11 protein-coding genes are annotated in these 22,014 nt (G+C 35.5%); 10 read left to right on the top strand and 1 reads right to left on the bottom strand.

Going from position 1 to position 22,014, the window contains the following annotated elements; all coding sequences use genetic code 11:
- Nucleotides 1-72: 72 nt before the first annotated feature.
- A complete protein-coding gene (locus ABEG11_RS00340) occupies nt 73-3,903 on the bottom strand; it encodes a hybrid sensor histidine kinase/response regulator transcription factor (protein ID WP_348822206.1) in 3,831 nt (1,276 codons plus the stop codon).
- Nucleotides 3,904-4,480: 577 nt separating this feature from the next.
- On the opposite strand from ABEG11_RS00340, the gene ABEG11_RS00335 reads away from it, so the two are divergent.
- The 10 genes from ABEG11_RS00335 to ABEG11_RS00290 all read left to right on the top strand — a co-directional run bounded on the left by ABEG11_RS00335 (nt 4,481) and on the right by ABEG11_RS00290 (nt 21,725).
- Nucleotides 4,481-7,429, top strand: a complete 2,949-nt coding sequence (locus ABEG11_RS00335) for a SusC/RagA family TonB-linked outer membrane protein (protein WP_348822205.1) — start codon at nt 4,481-4,483, stop codon at nt 7,427-7,429.
- Between the two features lie 18 nt (nt 7,430-7,447).
- Nucleotides 7,448-9,145, top strand: a complete 1,698-nt coding sequence (locus tag ABEG11_RS00330) for a RagB/SusD family nutrient uptake outer membrane protein (RefSeq protein ID WP_348822204.1) — start codon at nt 7,448-7,450, stop codon at nt 9,143-9,145.
- A 42-nt stretch (nt 9,146-9,187) separates the two neighbouring features.
- Nucleotides 9,188-9,634 (top strand): SusF/SusE family carbohydrate-binding protein, encoded by a 447-nt coding sequence (locus ABEG11_RS00325; RefSeq protein ID WP_348822203.1) that lies wholly within the window; start codon nt 9,188-9,190, stop codon nt 9,632-9,634.
- A 121-nt stretch (nt 9,635-9,755) separates the two neighbouring features.
- Complete coding sequence (locus ABEG11_RS00320; protein ID WP_348822202.1) at nt 9,756-10,928, top strand: glycoside hydrolase 5 family protein; 1,173 nt, start codon at nt 9,756-9,758, stop codon at nt 10,926-10,928.
- A 314-nt stretch (nt 10,929-11,242) separates the two neighbouring features.
- Nucleotides 11,243-12,295 (top strand): glycoside hydrolase family 43 protein, encoded by a 1,053-nt coding sequence (locus ABEG11_RS00315; protein ID WP_348822201.1) that lies wholly within the window; start codon nt 11,243-11,245, stop codon nt 12,293-12,295.
- Between the two features lie 18 nt (nt 12,296-12,313).
- Complete coding sequence (locus tag ABEG11_RS00310; protein WP_348822200.1) at nt 12,314-13,495, top strand: aldose epimerase family protein; 1,182 nt, start codon at nt 12,314-12,316, stop codon at nt 13,493-13,495.
- Nucleotides 13,496-13,704: 209 nt separating this feature from the next.
- Entirely contained in the window at nt 13,705-14,688 is a 984-nt protein-coding gene (locus ABEG11_RS00305) for a glycoside hydrolase family 43 protein (protein WP_348822199.1), read from the top strand.
- A gap of 796 nt (nt 14,689-15,484) precedes the next feature.
- Nucleotides 15,485-18,634 carry a SusC/RagA family TonB-linked outer membrane protein gene (locus ABEG11_RS00300; protein ID WP_348822198.1) on the top strand — a complete coding sequence of 1,050 codons (3,150 nt, stop codon included), beginning with the start codon at nt 15,485-15,487 and terminating at the stop codon, nt 18,632-18,634.
- A 16-nt stretch (nt 18,635-18,650) separates the two neighbouring features.
- The gene (locus ABEG11_RS00295; RefSeq protein WP_348822197.1) at nt 18,651-20,543 is read left to right on the top strand and encodes a RagB/SusD family nutrient uptake outer membrane protein; all 1,893 of its coding nucleotides are present in this window, start codon (nt 18,651-18,653) and stop codon (nt 20,541-20,543) included.
- An 18-nt stretch (nt 20,544-20,561) separates the two neighbouring features.
- The gene (locus ABEG11_RS00290; protein ID WP_348822196.1) at nt 20,562-21,725 is read left to right on the top strand and encodes a SusE domain-containing protein; all 1,164 of its coding nucleotides are present in this window, start codon (nt 20,562-20,564) and stop codon (nt 21,723-21,725) included.
- The last annotated feature ends 289 nt before the right edge of the window (nt 21,726-22,014 follow it).

Genomic DNA, 22,014 nt, shown 5'->3' with positions numbered 1-22,014 from the left:
TAATTTTTTAATGCATATTGATTTTATGGATGTTAAGTGCTTTTAATTTTTTTTTAAGATGAATATTGTTTGCTAACTTCCATTATTAATAAACTCCGAAGGTGACATATTAAAGTTTTTTTGGAAGTTTCTGCTGAAACTTGATTGCGATTTATAACCTACAATTTCTGATATTTCATATACCTTGTATTTGCCCGAAAGCAGTAATTCTGCCGCTTTTTTCAAGCGGGCATTGTTAATGAGTTCATTAGGACTGATATTAGAAATGTCCTTTATTTTGCGATATAATGTAGAACGGCTCATGTGCAGAATATCAGCAAGCGATTCTACGCTTAAGTTTGTGTCTGCCATATTTTGATCTATGATGATATCTAATTTTTTGATAAAATCCTCGTCAGTCTTATTGTGTGCAATAGTTTTTAAGTGTGACAGTGGAGAACTTGCATAATAATCCATAACATGGCGTCTATTGGATAATAAATTATCGATTTGCGCCAATATAAAATCCATCGAAAATGGCTTGGAAATATAAGCATCAGCTCCCGATTCAAGCCCTTGAATCCTGGACTGAACAGCACTTAAGGCTGTGAGTAAAATTACTGGAATATGGCTCGATTCGATATTGGATTTAATACGGTCGCATAATTCTATACCGTCCATAATTGGCATTGTAATATCGCTGATAACGATATGAATGCTTTCGTTATGAATTACTTTTAGAGCTTCTTCGCCATTGGCAGCTTTAAAAACTTTGTATTCTTTTCCGAGCTCTTTGCTCATAAAATTCAATAGTTCCAGATTATCTTCGACTACAAGCAGCTGGGTTTTTGTGTCTTTCGCGTTACTATCATTCTCGAATTCTTCGCTGCTGTCTTTCAGGTCAGTTGCGGAGTAATCTTTGTACAGGTTGAACTCGCTTTCCTGGCGCAGAGGTAATTGCAGGACAAAGGTGTTCATTGTGTCATCCAGAAATTGCAATTTCAAGGTTCCGTTATGCAATTCGGTTAATGAATGAGCGAGTGATAAGCCGATTCCCGTGCCAGTTTGAGTTTCGGAACCCAATATTCTGAAGAATGGCTCAAATATTTTGCTCTTAAGGCCTTTTGGAATCAAATTTCCATCATTTTTGACTATAAATTCCAGAGAGGTTTCATCTCTGAATAAGCTTATCATCACTTCGCTTTTGGCATATTTTATAGCATTGCTGATCAAATTGCTTAAAATTTTCCTGATAGCTTCTTCATCAACAAAGGCATAAATGTTTTTTTCACCCAATTCTAATTTCAGATTGATATTTTTTTCTTCAATTAAAGGAGTAAATTGAGATTGCAAATGCTTAACCAGTGCTGATATGTTTGTCTCGACAAAAGTTAAACGTAATCCTTTCATTTCCGTTTTTCTGAAATCGAGCAATTCATTAACTAAATTTAATAAACGTGAAGTATTTTTCTCCATTATCGATAAATTCTGTGGAATTTCGGGAGAGTCATATGTTCTTTTGAGCAGGCTTTCCAGAGGGCTTTTAATTAAAGTTAAAGGAGTCCGGATTTCATGGGCAATATTGGTAAAAAACTCTATTTTGGCATTATAAATTTCTTTCTCTTTCTGATTATTAAGATTTGCAATTTTTTGATTATTTTCTTTAATATTAATTTTATGATACCTTTGCAGCAGCCAATAAAGACATCCTGCTATTATCAAAAAATAGCAGAAAAAAGCATAGCTGCTTGCCCAGAATGAAGGCAGGATTGTAATGTCAATAACAGCTTCTTTGCTCCATATTCCATTGACACTTAATGATTTTACTCTGAATTTATAATCTCCCGAAGGAAGTTCCGTAAAAAACACTTTGTTGTTTTTATTCAAATAAACCCAATCATCATTGATTCCATCTAATTTGTACCAGTATTCAGTGAGTTCGGGAGCCGTGTAGCTCAGTGAAGCAAAATCAATATTAAAATTAGATTGATAATTTTTGAGAGTGATTTTTTTGATATACGAAATAGATTCATCCAGCGGGGAGTCTTTTTCATTTACAGCCACATCTTGATTGTTGATCTGCAGGCCCGTAATGAATATGGGCGGATTGTATTTATTGGTGCTGAAATTTTTTGGATTAAAACTGATCATCCCATTCAGATTCCCAAAATACATATCACCATTGGAATCCTTGAAAGCCGAATTGTAATTAAATTGGTCGCTGAGCAGTCCATTTGCAGTAGTGAAAATTTTTACTGACTTTGTCTTATAATTAAATTTGACAAGCCCTTTGGAAGTTGTAATGCATAAATTCTGGTTTTCATCCTGTAGAATAGAATAAATTACATTACTGGGGAATCCATCTTTTGTAGTGTATTTTTTGAATTCTTTTTTTTTGAAATCAAACAAATTCAAGCCATTTTCGGTGGCTATCCACAGGTTATTCTGTTTGTCTTGAAAAATTGAAGTTATAAAATCATTACTGATGCTTTTGCCGTTTTTAAAATCATGACGGTAAACAGCTTTTTCCTTGGTTTTTGAATTGTAATAAAACAGCCCGTCACGGTATGATCCAGCCCAGAAATTTCCATCTTTGTCTTTTGACATGCAGGTATAATGGGTGGTCTGCGAAAAATTGTCCGAAATTTTAAAATTATCGTTTTTGCTGTCATACAGATAGATCCCTAATGATGTTACAACATATAATTCCTTTTCGGGCGTTTCGTAAAAGGTAATAATAAAATTACTTTTTAAATTACTGTTATTCTGGTCATAATGTTTTAAAACTTTTCCGGTGCTGGCATCCATTACATCGAGTCCATGCTCAAATGTACCTATCCAGACCTTATTATCTCTGGGCAGAACTGCATGAACATTGTAAAATGAAAGCCCCGCTTGATAATTTACAAATTTCTTTGTCTGCAGATTAAATTTATTGATTCCTGCATCTTCGGTACCAATCCAGAGGTTCCCTTTATTGTCTTTGTGAATTTCGCGGACAGCACTTCCTACAATCGCATTTTCGCTCTTGCGGGGAAAGTACTTTTTAAACTGGTCATATTGCTTTTGATGGTAATTGACTCCGCCAAAATAAGTCCCAATCCATACGCCATTTTCTTTGTCAATAGTAATACAGTATGCAGCGTTATCGGAAATAGCATAAGGGTCACTTGGGCTTTTACGCAAGTTTCTAACGGTTTTTTTCTTCAGGTTATATATAAAAACACCCGATTCGCTGGCAATCCATAATTCGTCCTTTTTCTTTTTAAATTGACGGACAAAAATGGGGCGTTCTGCACCATTTATAAAAGGTTCTGTTCTATTATTGGCGATGTCATATTTATAAACACCATGATCTCGGGTGCCAATCAGGATTGTATTGGCATCTAGTGCATAGATGACTGATATTGAAAAGACCGTGTTAGGCAATTGCACCTCGATTTTGTCGAATCTTTGAGTCGCTTCGGAATAACGGTATAACGCATCAGGTGCTGATGCCCAGATCCCTCCTTTACTGTCACAGGTGATTGATGTGGCATAAAAAAAGTTACTGCCATCAAACATGGTTGTTTCTTTTGTTTCAACATTATATTTTACAATCGTTCCTATAGAAATAAACCATAAGTTGTTTTTCAGGTCATTATCGATATCATTAATCCGGTTATTTATTGCCTCATTCAAGAATGTGAATTTGTCTAATTTTTTATCATACGAGTACAATCCTTTGTCGGTTCCTACCCAGATATAATTTTTGAATTCATGCAAAGATTGAATGTAGTTTATGCCTAGAGATGTTTTGGGGTTTGCACCACTGCGGAATGTTTTAAAATGATATCCGTCAAAACGATTTAATCCATCTTTGGTTCCAAACCATAAAAACCCGTCTTTGTCCTGAATTGATGCCAGAACCGAATTGTTGGACATGCCGTTTTCTACCTTATAATGCTTAAAATAATACTCCTGGCAAAAAATTCTGCCTGACAAAAACAAAAGACAAATCAATGTACCTATTTTGAAAAAACTTCGCATCCTGCTGTTTATTAATTTTTTTATAAAAATAACTCTTCTAATTGTGTCACATGTATGCATTTTGATTTGTATTGCTGATTCCCAAAGTATTTATTAGGGATTTGAACCATTTCAACATAATTGTGGAACAAAATGGGATTACGTTTTTGTTAGCTATATCCTATTTTGGTCAAAAAATTAAAATGATATTTTTTAGGCAGATATATTATTGTATTAGTAAAAAATAGCCAAAATATTTCAACAGGATTCAAAAATAACAATCATTAGAGCAGTTGCAATATTACTTATATTTTGACTAATACAAATAAAATTGTAAAAACTTATTTTTTAATCTCGATTCGCAGATATTTCATGAACTGTAAAAAATAAAAATAATATACTCACAATTCTTTATGCCATTATTGAATGTATTTAATTAAAAAGCAGAGTACAATAATCATTTATTAATACACTTTAACCAAAAAAAATATTTATGAAAATCACTTCAGCCAAAGTCGGAGTTTTTGAAACAGTATGCTTTTTTTTAATTCTATTGCTGTCTAATGCAAATATGACAGCGCAGCAGATTAAAACATACACAGGTATTGTAACTGACTCAAAACTAGTTCCTGTTCCTGGTGCAAATGTAGTCATCAAAGGGACAAAGAATAGTGCAGTTACAGATTTTGATGGTAAATTCAGCATTCAAGCTAATGCAGGAGAAATTTTGAGCTTCAATTTTATTGGGTTCAAAAGCAAGGAAGTTAAATTATCAAGCAGCACATCATTGACAATTGCCCTAGAAGATGAAATTGCCACATTAAATGAAGTTGTAGTAATAGGATATGGAACCTTGGATAAAAAAGAGGTGACAAGTGCTGTAAGCCATGTCTCGGGAGATGAACTTATAGAGAATGGCCCCACAAACCCAATACAGTCTCTGGCCGGTAAAGTTGCTGGTCTATCCATCACTAATACTGGTGGTACAGATCCCAATGCCGGGCCTTCTATCCAGCTGAGAGGTGTCACTTCGAGAGCAGCAGGCTCGGGACCATTAATTGTAGTAGACGGAGTTATTGGAGGTAATCTTTATAACATCAATAAAAATGATATAAAATCATTTGATGTCTTAAAAGATGGTTCAGCATCAGCCATGTATGGTACACAAGGAAGCAATGGGGTAATAATAATTACCACAAAAACAGGCAAAAAGGGCATGGCTCAAGCCAGTTATAATGCGTATACATCTTTCAGCGTACCAACAAATCAATTAAAATCCCTATCGGCTGAAGAGTTTGTTGCCGCAGGAAGAGGTATTGATTATGGAGGAAGAACGAATTGGCAAAAGGAAGTATTAAAAGGCTCTGGTATTGCAAAAAGCCATTCTTTATCATTGAGCGGAGGTACCGATTTTATGACTTATAGAGCTTCATTAGATTACAGAGATGCTGAAGGTATGGATTTAAGATCTGCAAGAAAAGAATATGGGGGAAGGATTGCCCTGACTCATATAGGGAAAAATGACAAATATTCTGTTACTGTAAACTTCGCTCCGCGTTTTATAAAACGAGACAATTCGGATACGAATGCTATAACCAAAGCTTTACTATTAAATCCAACCTATCCTGTTTATGGCAATACTCCTAGCGGTTATACTGATATTCCGCCAGGAAGTGATGGGAACTTTAATCCTGTAGAGTTATTGAATTTAGATCAAAGCGGAACCGAAGAAAAATATCTGGAGATGAATAGTACGTTCAAGCTTAATCTATCGGATCATCTGAATACTCAGGTTACATTGGCTCAAAATAACACTGATGATTTCAGTTATTACTTCCGTCCTTCGGTATCAAATTTAGCAATACGAAGCGGATACAAAGGAGAGGCTAATCGTGGCTACACAACAAATACACAGCAAAATGCGGACTGGCTCGTAAATTATAATAATAGATTTGGGAAGCATTCTGTTAAAGCATTAGGAGGGTATACGTACCAATATAATGTCAGATCAGGAATGTCAGCCGAGAATAAAGATTTTACATCTGATGCATTAACTTATAATAATCTTGGTGACGGAACATTTCAATCAGAAGAAGAAGGAAGAACCGGTTTTGGATCACATAAGCAAGACTCAAGATTAATTGCTTTTTTTGGAAGGTTAAATTATTCTTTTGATGACAAATATCTGCTGTCAGCGAGTTTGCGTCACGAAGGATCTTCAAAATTTGGAGAAAATAATAAGTGGGGTAATTTTCCAGGAGTATCTGTTGGATGGCATTTAAATAAGGAATCGTTTCTTAAAGATGTTTCCTGGATCAATGACTTGAAATTAAGAGCCGATTATGGAGAAACTGGTAATCAGGCTTTTGATAATTATAAGTCGCTGTCTATATATGGCGGTTTTGGACAATATTTATATGATGGCAAATACTATACGGTATGGGGACCAGGGAATAATCCGAATGCCAATTTAAAATGGGAAGTGGGCAAAAACATCAATGTTGGCTTTGATTTTGGTTTTTATGATAACCGAATTACAGGAAGCTTGAATTACTACAACAGAAAACAGGAAGACATACTTGGAGATTATAGATCACCAGTACCGCCAAATGTATTTTCAACTACGTTTGTGAATGTTGGGTCTATGCGAAATGAAGGTTTCGAGCTGGACTTAAGCTATGATGTTATCCGCAGCAATAATCTTAACTACAATGTAACATTTGTAGGCTCGAGCAATAACAATAAATTCTTATCATTCTCTAACGAAATTTTTGAAGGGCAGTCTCATACAGATCTTGTGTATCTGCCATCTCCAGGAACTCCAGGACCTGCTCAGAGGCTCGAAGAAGGCAGACGGATTGGAGAATTCTATATGTGGAAGTTTGCCGGTGTAGACCAGTTTGGCAATATGCTAATATTGAGCAAGAATAACGAAATTATTCATCAAAATGAAGCTACTGAAGACGACAAGCGTTTTGTGGGCAATGGTTTGCCAAAATACTTTGCCAGCTTAAATCAAAAAGTAACTTACAAAAACTGGGATTTGGCAGTTTTCCTTAGAGGAGCTTTTGATTACGATATTTTCAATATTCATGATTTTTATTATGGTCTTGATTCTTCTCCAGAAAATGAAAATGTATTGTCATCTGCATACGGAAAAAACCAGCTTATAAAAGGAGATAAGGTCTTGACGGATTATTTTCTGGAAAAAGGGGACTACATTAAATTAGATGCTGTGACTATTGGCTATACACTAAAAATGTCTTCTTACTTTGATTCACTAAGGCTTTATGCTACAGGAAGCAATCTGGCTACGTTTACCAGTTTTTCAGGAGATCCAGAGATGTACCCAGTAAACGGATTGACTCCGGGAATTACAGGTTCTAAATCCTATTATCCAGCTGCAGCAACCTATTTAGTGGGTATTAACTTAAACTTTTAAATTCAAAAATATATCGTTATGAAAGTTATAAAAAAATTAAAGTTGCCTGTTCTCACTTTAGTATTGTTTGGCTCTTCATTCTTCAGTTGTACAAATTTAGAAGAGGTGCCTTATGATAAAATTGTTTCGCAAAACTTCTATCAGACTAAAGATGATATTATACGTTCATTTCTAAGAACTTACGAACATGGCTATTGGAGTATTCAAAGTCCTATATATAGAATGCAGGAATTATCTGCAGATCAATTAATGACACCTAACAGAGAAGGGCATTGGCAGGATGGAGGCACGTATTTACGAATGCATAAGCACACTTGGACTCCTGCTGAAGGGTATTTGAACGAAGGATGGGAAGCTTTATTCGTTGGTATTGGTCTGGCAAATAATTCAATAGAGGATTTCGAGACGCTTGATCCGGCACGTTTTGGACTTACCGCAAGCGAATTGAATCTTTTTATTGCTGAACTCAGGGTTATGAGAGCTTGGTATTATATCAAGGCTTTAGATTTATATGGCAATGTGCCAATTGTAACTAAATTTAAAGGAGCACCGATAAATCCTCCACAGGCAGCACCTGCAGAAGTTTTTGCTTTTATAGAAAAAGAGCTTACCGAAGCCATACCAAGTTTAAGTTCAAAAGGTGATCCGTCTATCACTGTAAACAGATGGACAAAAGCGGGTGCCGCGGCTTTATTATGCCGTCTTTATCTAAATGGAGAAGTATATACAGGAACTCCATATTATGACAAATGCGCAGCTGTTGGTAGTGATATTATTAACGGAAAATATGCATCGTATGCAATAGAAGGAAGATGGGACGCCCCGTTCGATTGGAATAACGATTTGAGCAGTGAGACAATATTTGCTTTTCCTAGTTCATTTGGCAGAACACACTGGCATTATGAAGGGGGTATGTACTGGTGGACAATGCCTTATAATGCTCCGGAATATTTAGAATTTGATGATAGAGGAACTGCAAACCCAAGATTTGCTATGCAGCCAGGCCGTGATGTAGATGATAATTTATACAATTTTCCTTCTGGATTGGGACAGCCATTTGTGAAATTTCAGAAATATGCAGATGATGTGCGCTTGGGAGTATATAAAAACCTTGGTGACAACAAAAGAACAGGTATGTTTTTATATGGATATCTGGAATATGGAAACGGCAAAAGAGTCCAGTCAGACAAAGGAAAAGATCTTTATATCCGTGATGCTGTGGGCTGGTTTGGTACACTTGGTCCGGGGCAATATCCTGCAGATAAAGAGTCAAATATGTCTCATGCAGACCAAAACTCTGGTGTGTATTATTTGAAATATCCTTTCTATAAATCAACAGATGATCATAAAATGGAATCGGATTATGCAGAAATCCGTTTAGCTGAAATTTATTATAGTGTAGCCGAATGCAAATTTAGAGCTGGAGATGTAAGCGGAGCAGAACAGCTTATCAATACAGTGAGAAAACGTTATTATCCATCTGGATCTGCAAGCCTTTACAGTGGCGAATTAACTGAGAAAGAACTATTGGATGAATGGGGAAGAGAATTTCTTGGTGAAGGAAGAAGAAGAACAGACCTTATTAGATTCAACAAATTTACATCTGGTGTCTGGTGGGACAAAGAAGCAGATGGATCAGATCATACCAGATTATACCCTATAGGTACTGAAGTATTAAATGCATCTCCGCAATTAAAACAAAACCCTGGTTATTAATCAATTATGATGTGTGGTTACATTAACAGTAAAAAAAATAAGATGAAAAAATTTAAATATCAAATTATAGTATTATTAATTGGGATAGTATTTTCTTCCTGTCAGGAGGATGTTAAAGACATAGAAATATATAACCTCCCAGTATATAAAAACCTATATCTGGTAGGTGATGCTACATCAGCAGGATGGGATATCAATAAACCATCTCCTATGACAGTGAGTCCAGATAATGCTTTCGAATTTACCTGGGAGGGGCAATTAACGCCTGGGCAGTTTAAAATTCCAGTGAGTACCGGAAATTGGGGCACTGACTTTTTTATGCCAGTTGCAGATGGAGAAAGCGATTTGTCCAAAACAACCTGCAAGCTGATAAAAGGGGGTAACCCAGATCAGAAATGGGTTATTACGGATAATACCAAAGGAGCTTACAAAATAACAGTGAACATCGAAAATTTGGATAGTCCCACAATTAAATTCGAATTGAAATAATTATACTGAATCTATTTTAATAATTTAAAATCATAGCCGTCAACAGGTTAATATGAAGTGGGTCGAAATGCTGCACGTTTTTTTACCCATTAATATCAATATAATCCCCAATACCTTTATAATGAAAAATAAAAATAAATTAATTGCTATTGCTTTATGCGCAGTACTTACAATCAGCTGCAATAAGAGCAAAAATGAAGTCAAAACGGAGCAGATCTCTGCTACAACCCAACTTGCCGAAAGAACAATCTGGAGCAAAGAGAAAGCTGACAGCTGGTATGCAGAACAGCCGTGGCTTGTTGGCGCAAATTTTACCCCAGGCAGTGCCATCAACCAATTAGAAATGTGGCAGGAAAGTACTTTTGATCCTAAAAAAATCGATCAGGAACTGGGCTGGGCAGAGAGTATAGGGATGAATGTAATGCGTGTTTATCTTCATGATTTATTGCACAAAGATGATGCAGAAGGATTCTATAAAAGAATGGATGAATATCTGGCTATTGCAGATAAACACCATATCAAAACATTATTCGTTTTATTTGATTCCTGCTGGGATCCGTTTCCAGTGCTGGGAAAACAAAGAGATCCAAAACCATTTGTACACAATTCGGGCTGGGTACAGTCGCCAGGGCAAAAAGCACTTCTGGATAAGACACAAACCCCTCGTTTAGAAAAATATGTAAAAGAAACTGTAGCACATTTTAAAGATGATAAACGGATTTTAGGCTGGGATGTCTGGAATGAACCAGATAATATCAATAGGCCAGCTTATGATAAAACAGAAACCCCCAGCAAAGAAGAACTGGTTTATAAACTCCTGGAAAAAACTTTTCAATGGGCACGCTCCAGTAATCCTTCGCAGCCATTGACTTCAGGTGTTTGGGCAGGAGACTGGTCTGAAAAAGGAATGAAACCTATCTTTAAATTACAGCTGGAACAATCAGATGTTATTTCTTTTCACTGTTATGACAAGCCTGCTGATTTCTTAAAAAGAATAAATGAATTAAAGCGCTACGGCAAACCATTATTATGTACCGAGTATATGGCTAGGCCAAACGGAAGCACTTTTGAAGGATTCTTGCCAATTGCTAAAGAAAATAAAATTGCAATGATTAATTGGGGATTAGTCGATGGAAAAACCCAGACAAAATTTCCTTGGGACAGCTGGACGAAAAAATATACAGCAGCACCGCCTGTATGGTTTCATGAAGTTTTCAACGCGGATGGAACCCCTTATAAAAAATCAGAAACCGATTTCATTAAAAAAATTACATCAGAAGTAAATTCTAAATAAAATCGGCATCAAAAATAAATTGCTTTTTATAATGACTGTGGTTAGTTGTTTTCTTTGGTTTCAAATTATCGGGATACCTGTCCCGGTAATTTGATTATAACTTTTGATTGTGTAACTGACTGTAAATAAGTGTTAAAATTGTTTTCTCCCCTCAAATATCATTTCCCTAATAATGTATATAAAGAATAAAAATCTAAATGGTTTATGGAATTATGTTATCCAAAATTGGTCAAAATTGCCAAATCTATAACTGAATACCCATTAGCTGGCAAAAAAAAGCTTTTGACCAATTAAAATAAAATAAATACCTACACATGAAAAAAAATAATTCCACACTAAAACAAACATTACTGTTAATACTGTTTTGTATTGGCATCCATACCGTATCAGCGCAGCAGACATTTACCAATCCTATTTTAGACTATGGTGCCGATCCTTACAGCACTTACTATAATGGTTATTATTACTATACTCACACAATGCAGAATCGTCTGATACTCCTGAAAACTAAAAATTTAGCTGATCTGAAAAATGCCGAAACAAAAGTTATTTGGAATGCCCCAATGAACACTCAATATTCCGCTGAAGTCTGGGCTCCTGAATTTCATTTTATTAATGGAAAATGGTATGTGTATTTTGCTGCAGATAACGGCAGTAACAACACACACAGAATGTATGTTTTAGAAAATTCTTCTAAAAATCCGATGAAAGGCAAATGGGTTTTTAAAGGGAAAATTGCTGCACAAACTGATAAATGGGCCATTGATGGCAATGTTTTTACTTTTAAAAAACAGCTGTATATGATCTGGTCTGGATGGGAAGGAGATACTAATGGACAGCAGAATATTTATATCGCCAAAATGAAAAGTCCAACCCAGATTGACGGGGACAGAGTCCTGATTTCGATGCCAACAAATCCTTGGGAACTGCATGGTGCACTGCATGATGATGTAAACCCTCCGCAGGTAAATGTAAATGAAGGACCGCAATTTTTGTCACATGATGATAAAGCTTTTATTGTTTTTTCGGCAAGCGGCTGCTGGACGGACAACTATAGTTTGGGGTTGCTGACTTTTACCGGAACAGACAATTTATTGGATCCTCAGGCTTGGGTAAAATCAGATAAGCCAATCTTGGAACAATCAGGCAAGGCCAAAGTATATGCGCCAGGACATAATTCTTTTTTTAAATCTCCAAATGGCAAGGAAGACTGGATTTTGTACCATGCAAATTCTAATCCAGGGGAAGGATGCGGCGTAAAAAGATCCCCAAGGATGCAGCAGATAAAATGGGATAGCAATGGAAATCCCTTTATTGGCGAGCCTGTATCTGCCGGGGTTTCAATACCTATTCCGGCAATGAAATAATTAAAAAATATAAAACCAATGAAAAAAAAACAATTAATCAGTATTCTTTCTTTAGGATTATTGCTCCAGGTCTCATGTCAGAAAAAACAAAATGTAAGTACACAAGCCTCAAATAAAACATTAACTGAAAACACAAGCATGACACCTGCAGTACTTGATTCGAGTAATTTTATTGGAGAAATCCAAGGGGAAAAAGTGAACCTTTACTGGATAAAAAACGAAAATATTCAGGCAGCTTTCACTAATTATGGTGGCCGTCTGGTGAGTTTACTGGTAAAAGACAAAGACAGCAGATTTATAGATGTAGTAGTGGGTTTTAAAAGTATTAAAGACTATCAAAACTCTACTGAACCTTATTTTGGTGCTACTATCGGCCGTGTGGGTAATCGGATTGCCAAAGGTAAATTCAGTTTAAACGGCAAATCATACAGTATTCCCATTAACAATGGCGAAAATGCTTTGCATGGGGGCACAAAAGGTTATCAGGATGTTGTTTGGAATGCAGAAAAAACTAACGATCAGACTATAGTTTTTACCTATGTTTCTCCAGATATGGAGATGGGATTCCCAGGAAATTTAAAAGTTAAAGTTACATACAGCGTAACTAGAGACAACGAAATAAAAATGGAGTATGAGGCAGCAACTGATAAAACAACAATTGTAAACTTAACCAATCATGCATTTTTTAATTTAAATGGTGAAGGAAGCGGTACAATTTTGAATCATACAGTGCAATTTAATGCAAAGGCGTATACCCCTGTTGACAAAGGCTTGATTCCTACTGGGAAAATTGAAACTGTTATTGGTACACCATTCGATTTTATAAAACCTCATTCTATTGGGGAACGAATCAAGACTAATAATATACAGCTGGAAAACGGTGGCGGTTACGACCATAATTATGTATTAGATAAGCATAAGAAAGGTTTGGCTCATGTAGGATCAATAACTGGTGATTTATCAGGTGTGGTAATGAATGTTTATACGGAAGAACCTGGTTTTCAATTTTACAGTGGCAATTTCATGCAAAGCAAAAACACATTTAAATCGGGGGCAAAAGATGATTATAGAACAGCTTTTGCTTTAGAGACACAACATTTTCCTGATTCTCCAAATCAGCCAAATTTTCCTTCAATTACGCTAGAGCCAAAACAGGTTTATCATACAGTTTCAGTCTATAAATTTTCTAAGACATTGTAAAAAACATTGCCCACACTGGAATGCAAAGGAGATTAGATCTCAATGAATGAAACTTTATAATTTTTCTGTTTAGAAGTACAGAATATAAAAGTCAAAAATATTTACTGCAAGCTTATTTAAAAATTTGTGAATCACCTATTTTTAAATAAGCTTGTTTTTGCTAAATCGATTTAGTAAATTTGTTAGCTTTAACCCAAATTGTTATAAATATGAAAAAAGTTTTATTATATCTCTTCATTATTTCTTGCTGTAAAATGGCTGCACAAGAAACAAATGCAAATAATACAAAAAATAACAATCCCATATTCAAAGGCTGGTACGCCGACCCCGAGGGTATTATTTTTGATAAAACCTATTGGGTTTATCCCACTTTTTCTGCTCCTTACAATAGTCAGGTTTTTTTGGATGCTTTTTCGTCTAAGGATTTAGTACATTGGAAAAAACACAGCAGAATATTAGATACTGCCGCTGTAAAATGGGTCAAGAGAGCCTTATGGGCACCTTCGATCATTAAAAATAAAAACAAATATTTTTTGTTTTTTGGAGCAAATGATATTCAGAGTGACAATGAAACTGGAGGGATTGGTATTGCTGTGGCATCAAAACCCGAAGGTCCTTACAAAGATTATTTAGGAAAACCGCTGGTTGATAAATTTCACAATGGTGCTCAGCCTATAGATCAGTTTGTGTTTAGAGATAAAGATGGTCAATGTTATTTAATTTATGGAGGATGGAGACATTGCAATATTGCAAAATTAAAATCAGATTTTACTGGTTTTATTCCTTTTGCAGATAAAACTATTTTTAAAGAAATTACTCCCGAAAACTATGTCGAAGGACCTTTTATGTTTATAAGAAACAATAAATATTATTTCATGTGGTCTGAAGGAGGGTGGACTGGCCCTGACTATTGTGTGGCTTATGCTATTGCAGATTCTCCGATGGGGCCATTCAGGCGAATTGGAAAAATATTAGAGCAGGATCCAAAAATTGCTACTGGTGCCGGCCATCATTCGGTAATAAAAGGACAAAATGATGATAAATATTTTATTGTTTATCATAGAAGGCCACTTACGGAGACCGATGGGAATTCCAGAGAAACCTGTATAGAAGAAATGCATTTTGATGAGAATGGTTTAATAAAACCAGTAGTTATAACTAATGAAGGCGTTAAAGCACATTTGATTAAATAATCAGGAAGTATTTTTTGTGAATATCTTTATGCTGTCTCGATGTGTTTTCAAAATACTTAATAAAAATCTGCATTAATTGAGCAGCATCATTAGTGAATTTATTTATTGCATTCGGATAAAAAGTAAAATGAGCTGCTTTTTATTTGGATGCTTTTTTTTGATGGCTCTTATTTTTAGAATTACTCTTAAACATTTATTGTATATGCTGTTTATTTCTGAAAAAGTGTTTCAGTTTGCTCTATTTTAAGTTAAGAAAAAATAATAATTGCGAAAAAAATAAGGAGATTCTTATGTGTGGAATATCAAATATCTTTCGATTTCTTCTATTAAGCCAAGAGTTGTTTTCTTCACCAGAAATTGCAGAAAATGGGAAGGCTGATCGATCTTTTTTATATCTAATGTGAAGGCCTGTTATAGTTTTGTTAATTTTTTGGTTCAAAAATCTTTGCCATTTGTTTCACAAATTGTCAGCATTGATTCATATTGCATTTTTTCAGCGTTTTAGCGGGTCGAATGAACCATTTGAACACAATTATGAAACAAAATGGGATTAAAATTACGTTGTCTATATCCTAATTTGGTCAAAAATTAAAATGATATTTTTTATGGATATAAATTATAGTATTAATAAAAAAGAGCCAGAATATTTTCACATTTCTTAAATTATTTAAAAATTCTAATACTTACTGAATGATGCAATATTACTTACATTTTGAATTATGCAAATTGAAATCCTTAAAAGCCAAATTTTAATTTAATACCTAATCTAATTTAAAAACCAAAAAATTAAACTCAAATGAAAATTAAAACGACTTGGAAAATGCCACCCAATCAATTGAGCTTTTTTGCCTTTAGGGGATTAAAGTTTAGTATGGCTGGATTGATCTGCTTATTGTTTCTGATGCTTTTTGCAGGGAATAGTTATGCGCAAACCAGCAATCAAAAAGATCCTGTTAAGGTAACAGGTAAAATAACCGATTCTAAAGGGCTTTCATTGCCTAATGCAACTATACTTGAAAAAGGGACGAAAAATGCAGTAACAACAGACTTCGATGGAAGCTTCTCTATTACAGTTTCGTCCCCGCAGGCCATATTAGTATTTAAATATATCGGTATGAAAGAGGTCGAAAGACCAGTAAACAACGTAAAAACGATGACGATAGCGATGGCAGACGAAACGAATGATCTTCAGACTGTTGTTGTAGTTGGTTATGGTACAATGAAAAAGGCATCCGTAGTAGGGGCGATCAGCAGTGTAAAACCTTCATTATTGCAAGTTGGTACTGCCCGTACATTGGGTAATAACCTTGCAGGCCAGGTTACAGGTATTATGGCGGTTCAAAGATCTGGTGAACCAGGCTACGATCAATCGGATATAAAAATCCGTGGAATCTCTACTTTCGCGGGAGGGCAAAATCCGCTTGTATTGGTAGATGGAATCGAACGAAATCTAAACGACCTTGACCCTTCAGAAATTGAATCTTTCTCAGTTTTAAAGGATGCGGCAGCTGGAGCTGTTTATGGTGTTAGAGGTGCAAATGGGGTTATTTTGATTAATACCAAAAGAGGTTTTGTTGGAGCTCCTAAAATACAATTGAGAACTGAATATTCTATTCAGGAGCCTACTAAGCTGCCAAGATTTATTGGTGCTGCACCTTACATGAGCTTACTGAATGAATTATCTGGTACTGAATTATATTCCGCAGATCGTATTGCTAAAACAGCTAATGGATATGATCCTGATTTATATCCTGATGTAAACTGGGTCGACGCAATTACTAAAGATTATGCTTATACCTCTAGAACAAACTTGAATATCGCAGGTGGGTCGGATATTTTAAGATATGCATTGACAGCCTCATATTACAGTGAGAACGGTATACTCTCTGCAGATAAAAGTCTGTCTTATGATACTGAAACAAGATTAAATAGAGCAAATATCCGCTCGAATGTCGATGTCAACTTGTCTAAAACTACTTTATTCAGATTAAACATTGGAGGTTTTCTGCAAAGACTAAACAAAGGAAACAGCAGTACTGATGATTTGTTTAATACTGCATTCGAAACAACACCTTTTGCTCATCCAGCAATCTATTCAGATGGTACCATTCCTAAGGTTATAAACCGTCCTAACCCATGGGCTATGAATACACAGCAGGGGTTTTATAAACACAGTGGCAGTAAAATTGAAAGTCTCGCATCATTAGAGCAGGATTTGAAATCTATTACTCCAGGTTTGAAAGCGAAATTTACATATGCATTCGATTCTTTTTCAGAAAACAAAGTGGAGCGTGGTAAATCACCCAACTATTATAATGTAGCTACCGAAAGAGATCTTGACGGAAGTTTAATACATGGTATTCAAAGTTATGGACAGGACTATCTTGGGTATAACAAAAATTATGAGAATGATTATTTTGGAAATAAACGTGTTTATCTGGAAGCAAGTACATCATATAGCCACTCTTTTGGAAAACATGATGTGACAGGTATGCTGCTTTATAATCAAGACAGTTATGATGATGGAACTCCTCCTCAGGCATATAAGCATCAAGGATATGCAGGAAGAGCATCTTATACTTTTGACCGGAAATATGTTGGGGAGTTTAATTTTGGATACAATGGATCAGAAAATTTTGCTGCTGTACAGCGTTATGGTTTTTTCCCATCTGTATCTATGGGCTGGATAGCAAGCGAGGAAAAATTTATGGAGCCAATTACTAAAGTTTTTAATAAAATCAAGCTTCGCGGGTCTTATGGTTTGGCAGGAAATGATAACATTGGAGGAAACAGAAGATTTGCTTATCAGACTACAATCAGTGATAATAATAACTCAGATTACCATTGGGGTACTGGAAATGGAGTAAAATATGAGGGTATTGAGGAAGGAGAAATTGGAGTAACTAATTTAACATGGGAAAAGGTAGCGAAGGCAGATATTGGTTTAGAATTAGGAATTTTAAATACAATTGATTTGACAGTAGATGTATTCCAGGACAAAAGAAAAGACATCCTTATTCGACGCAATACTATTCCAACCCAGGCAGGTTTTATTAATGCACCTTATGCCAATTTTGGAAAAATGGAAAATAAAGGATTTGAAGTATCATTAAATTTCAACAAACAGATAACTACTGACTTTTCTATGAGCTGGCGTGCCAATTTTACTTTTGTTGAAAATAAAGTAACTGAAAGGGACGAAGCTGATGCTGTAAAAGGTACTTACCGCTCTATTACAGGTCTGCAGCACAATACATTATATGGTTATACAGCAACTGGTTTATATACTAATGAAGATTTTGCTGTTATTAGTGACAATCCTCAGGAAAATGTTTTAGCAGCAGGGATTGCTAAACCGCAGTTTGGAGCAGTCCGCCCAGGTGACATTAAATATGAAGATAGAAATAAAGATGGTGTCATTGACGGTCTAGATGAAGGATTTATAGGTGGTACAACTGATCCGCAAATAGTATATGGTTTCGGTAATACTTCTAAATACAAGCAATTCGATTTCAGCTTTTTCTTTCAAGGAATCGCTAAATCAGAACGAATTATAGGAGGAAGCACCTTTATACCAGGAAGTGGTCAAGGAACTTTAGGAAATGTTTATGATAACTACGAAGACCGCTGGACTGAAGAAAACCCTGATCAGCATGCATTTTATCCAAGATTGAGCTATGGTCCTAATATTAATAATGCTCTTCCGTCTACCTGGTGGAAAAAAGATATGAGTTTTGGCCGATTGAAATCTATGGAATTTGGATATTCATTGAAGAAAAACACTGCAGAGAGAATGAGATTACAAGGGTTAAGAGTATATGTAAGCGGTAATAATTTATGGTACATATCGAATTTTAAACTTTGGGATCCAGAGTTAAACACATCAAATGGTTTGAAATATCCATCAACAAGATCTATTCTTTTTGGATTAGATATAAATCTATAATATTAAAATAATGAAAATGAAAAATTTATATATCAGATTAATATTCCTTTTCGCAGGACTATTTTTATCGTCTTCGTGCTCCGAATATTTGGATAAGGAGGATGATGTAGAGCTAACTTTGGATGCTGTTTTTGAAAGTAAAACAAAAACAGAGAATTGGCTGGCTAGCTGTTACTCCAGAATTCCAGACCCTACTTGGGGTTATGCCCGCAGTTTGGGATGGGAAATTTTAGCCGACGATATGACTCCATCAGAGAGATGGCGTCAATATAACTGGGAGGTTATACCATTTGCCCTTGGTGACTGGGCAGTTAGTTCAACATGGGGACCAGGGTATTGGAATAATCTTCCTCAAAGAATCAGAGAGTGTAACATCTTAATAAAAAATATTAAGCCAATTCCTTCACAGAATTTAACTGAGAATGAAGTAAGGCTAATGATTGCTGAGTGCCGTTTTCTAAAAGCATACTATTATTCGCTTTTGATCAATACTTATGGGCCAGTTCCATTTAATCCAGATGAAATTACTCCAGTAGATTTTAATCTTCCTGATCTGCAGGTTGGACAGACTCCTTATGATGAGATTGTAAGCTGGATTGATAATGAACTGAAAGAGGCTGAAAAAGTTTTACCTCAATCTTATACAGATGGTAAAAAATACGGCCGCGCTACCTCTATTATGTGTAAGGCAGTTAGAGCCAGAATGCTGCTTTTTGCAGCCAGTCCACTAGTTAATGGCAATCCAGATTATGCTAATCACCTTTCTAAAGAAGGAAAACCTTTATTTAGTACTTCTTACAATGCTAATAAATGGAAAATTGCTGCAGATGCCAGCAAAGATTTGATTATAAGTGCAGAAGCAGCTGGTCATAAGTTGTATGTCGAAATGAATACTGCTGGAGAAATTGATCCATTTTTATCTTGTCAAAGGTTACACCTTGTAGAAGCTAGTCAAGGAAATAGAGAAGTTTTGTTTGCACGTCCAAGTGTAGAGTCTAAAGAATATGACAGGCATTCAGCTCCTAGCGGGAGTGGAGGCGCTGGTGGATATGGCGTAACACAATCTTTAGTAGATGCATTTTTTACAGCGAATGGCTTGCCGATTACCGATCCAGCTTCAGGATATGTTGAAAATGGTTTTTCTGGTGAAGACGGATATTGGACTTATGGTACTACAAAATGGAATGAGTCAAAAAGCGCAGGTCTGGTTACTGTAGCCGGAACGTATAATATGTATTGCAATCGTGAGCCAAGATTTTATTTGGCAGTTAATTTTGATAGAGCCTGGTATACTGATGGTGCAAATGCAGGAAAAGATCAAGGAAGAAAACTTGAGTTTTTTAATGGTGGAAGAGACAATAATCATACACATGATGCACCTCAAAATGGTTACTTGGTAAGAAAAAGAACTGATCCGACAAGAGATCCTCTTCGTGATTATTTTGCACCACGCCATGGAATTTTATATAGATTGGGAGAAGCATACTTAAACTATGCCGAAGCTCTTAATGAGTCTGATCCTGGTAATGCTGATATTCTTATATATCTTAACAAAATCAGAGAAAGAGCTGGTGTAAGAACCTATACTACTGGAGCGACTGATGCTAACAATATTCATGTTGATAATGACCAGGCAAGCATCAGAAATATTATCAGAATGGAAAGAAGAGTTGAACTCTGTACAGAAGGAATTCGTTATGATGATTTAAGAAGATGGAAATTAGCAGAAACTGTATTGAACGGTCCCGCTTACGGAATGAACTTTAATGGTAAAACTGAAGCTGAATTCTATAAAAGAACCGTATATCAGACAAGAGTATATAAAAAATCATTTTACTGGTTTCCAATATACTTGGCAGAAATCGAAAAGAACCCAAATTTAGTCCAATCACCTTTCTGGGCCAAATAACTAAAAACCAAAGCAAAAATGAAAAATATAAAAAATATTATCTCATTTATTATAATGAGTATAGTCCTTGTTTCCTGTGAAGACAAAGGGCTTGATAATCAGGATTGGCTGCAGGAGCCCAACTTTGCTAATCCCATGACATTGACACTTTCCAGCAAAGAAGTTGTATTGCTCAAAGACAATGAGGATCAGAATGCAATAACTTTTACCTGGACACCAGGAAACGATAGAGGTGCAGGTACTAGCCTGAAGTATTTCTTTCGTATGGATATATTAGGAAATAATTTTAGCAAAGATGAGCTTGACCCAGAAAAAAAGAGTGTTTATACGGAGGAAATTCCAGCAGGAGCCTTTACTAAAGTTTATACAGTAAAACAGTTAAATTCTATATTGCTGAAACATTTTAAACGCCCGGGAAGTACTGTTACGAATCTTGAAGTGCAGATAATAGCGCAGGTAAACGGTGGCAAACAGTTTCAGCTTCCAGAGGTGTCTACATCTAGTTTTGCAGTTACGAGCTATAGCCCAGGACCACTGCCGTTGTTTATGGTTGGAGATGCAATAAGTGGCAGTTGGGATTACAGCAAAGGAAAGAGCCTGCCTGAAATAACTGAAAGAACAACTTACAATTTTACGGGAGATTTTTCAGTTGGGTCATTCAAGGTTATTGAAGAACCAGGTTCAGAATTACCATCTTATGATCCTGAACCAGGAAACACTATTGTTTACAATGAGACTGTGCCAAGAAATGCTGATAATGTTTTTACAGTAACACAAGCTGGTCGTCATTCTTTCTATATGGATATTGAACAAAAAACTTATGTTTTTGGTTATGTACCATACGCAGATGTTTATATGGTTGGAAATGCAATAACAGGAATAGGCTGGGATATTGGAAGAGCAAAACAAATGTCGTGGGATCCTAAAAACCCTGAAGCTTTTACTTTTAAAGGACAATTTGATGCTGGTGAGTTTAAACTTTATACTCAACAAGGTAATTGGGGTGGCAGAGCTTTAATGCCTGCAGCAAATGGTACAAAGCTCGTGCCAGATGCTGGTGCTACACCAATGTCATTGATGCCTAATGCAAGTCCGGACAACAAATGGGTTATTGAAGCAACCGGACAATATGAATTGATCGTTAATCCAACTAAAATGACTATAGCATTGAAAAAATTGTAATGCATGAACATTTTAAAATTAAAATATATTTTCAATAGCAATTGAAAGACTATTTATGGAGTCAAAACTTTTCAATATAAAAGTATTGAATCGTTTTGGCTTCTTTTTACTAATCTGATTATAATATAATTGGCTATTTAATGAAGACAGTATCTTGGTTTTATATTTATTCCAAATTCATTAAATCGATTTATTGAGTTAAAAATATGTGCTGATAAAAATACAGAATATGATTTAAACTTCTCACAGCTCAAAAACCGCAGAAAACACACTTTATCAACACCAGTTT

It is taken from the genome of Flavobacterium aestuarii, assembly GCF_040049115.1.
Classification (GTDB): domain Bacteria; phylum Bacteroidota; class Bacteroidia; order Flavobacteriales; family Flavobacteriaceae; genus Flavobacterium; species Flavobacterium aestuarii.
The sequence above is the reverse complement of the archived record's forward strand: the minus strand, read 5'-3'. Positions and strand labels throughout refer to the sequence as shown.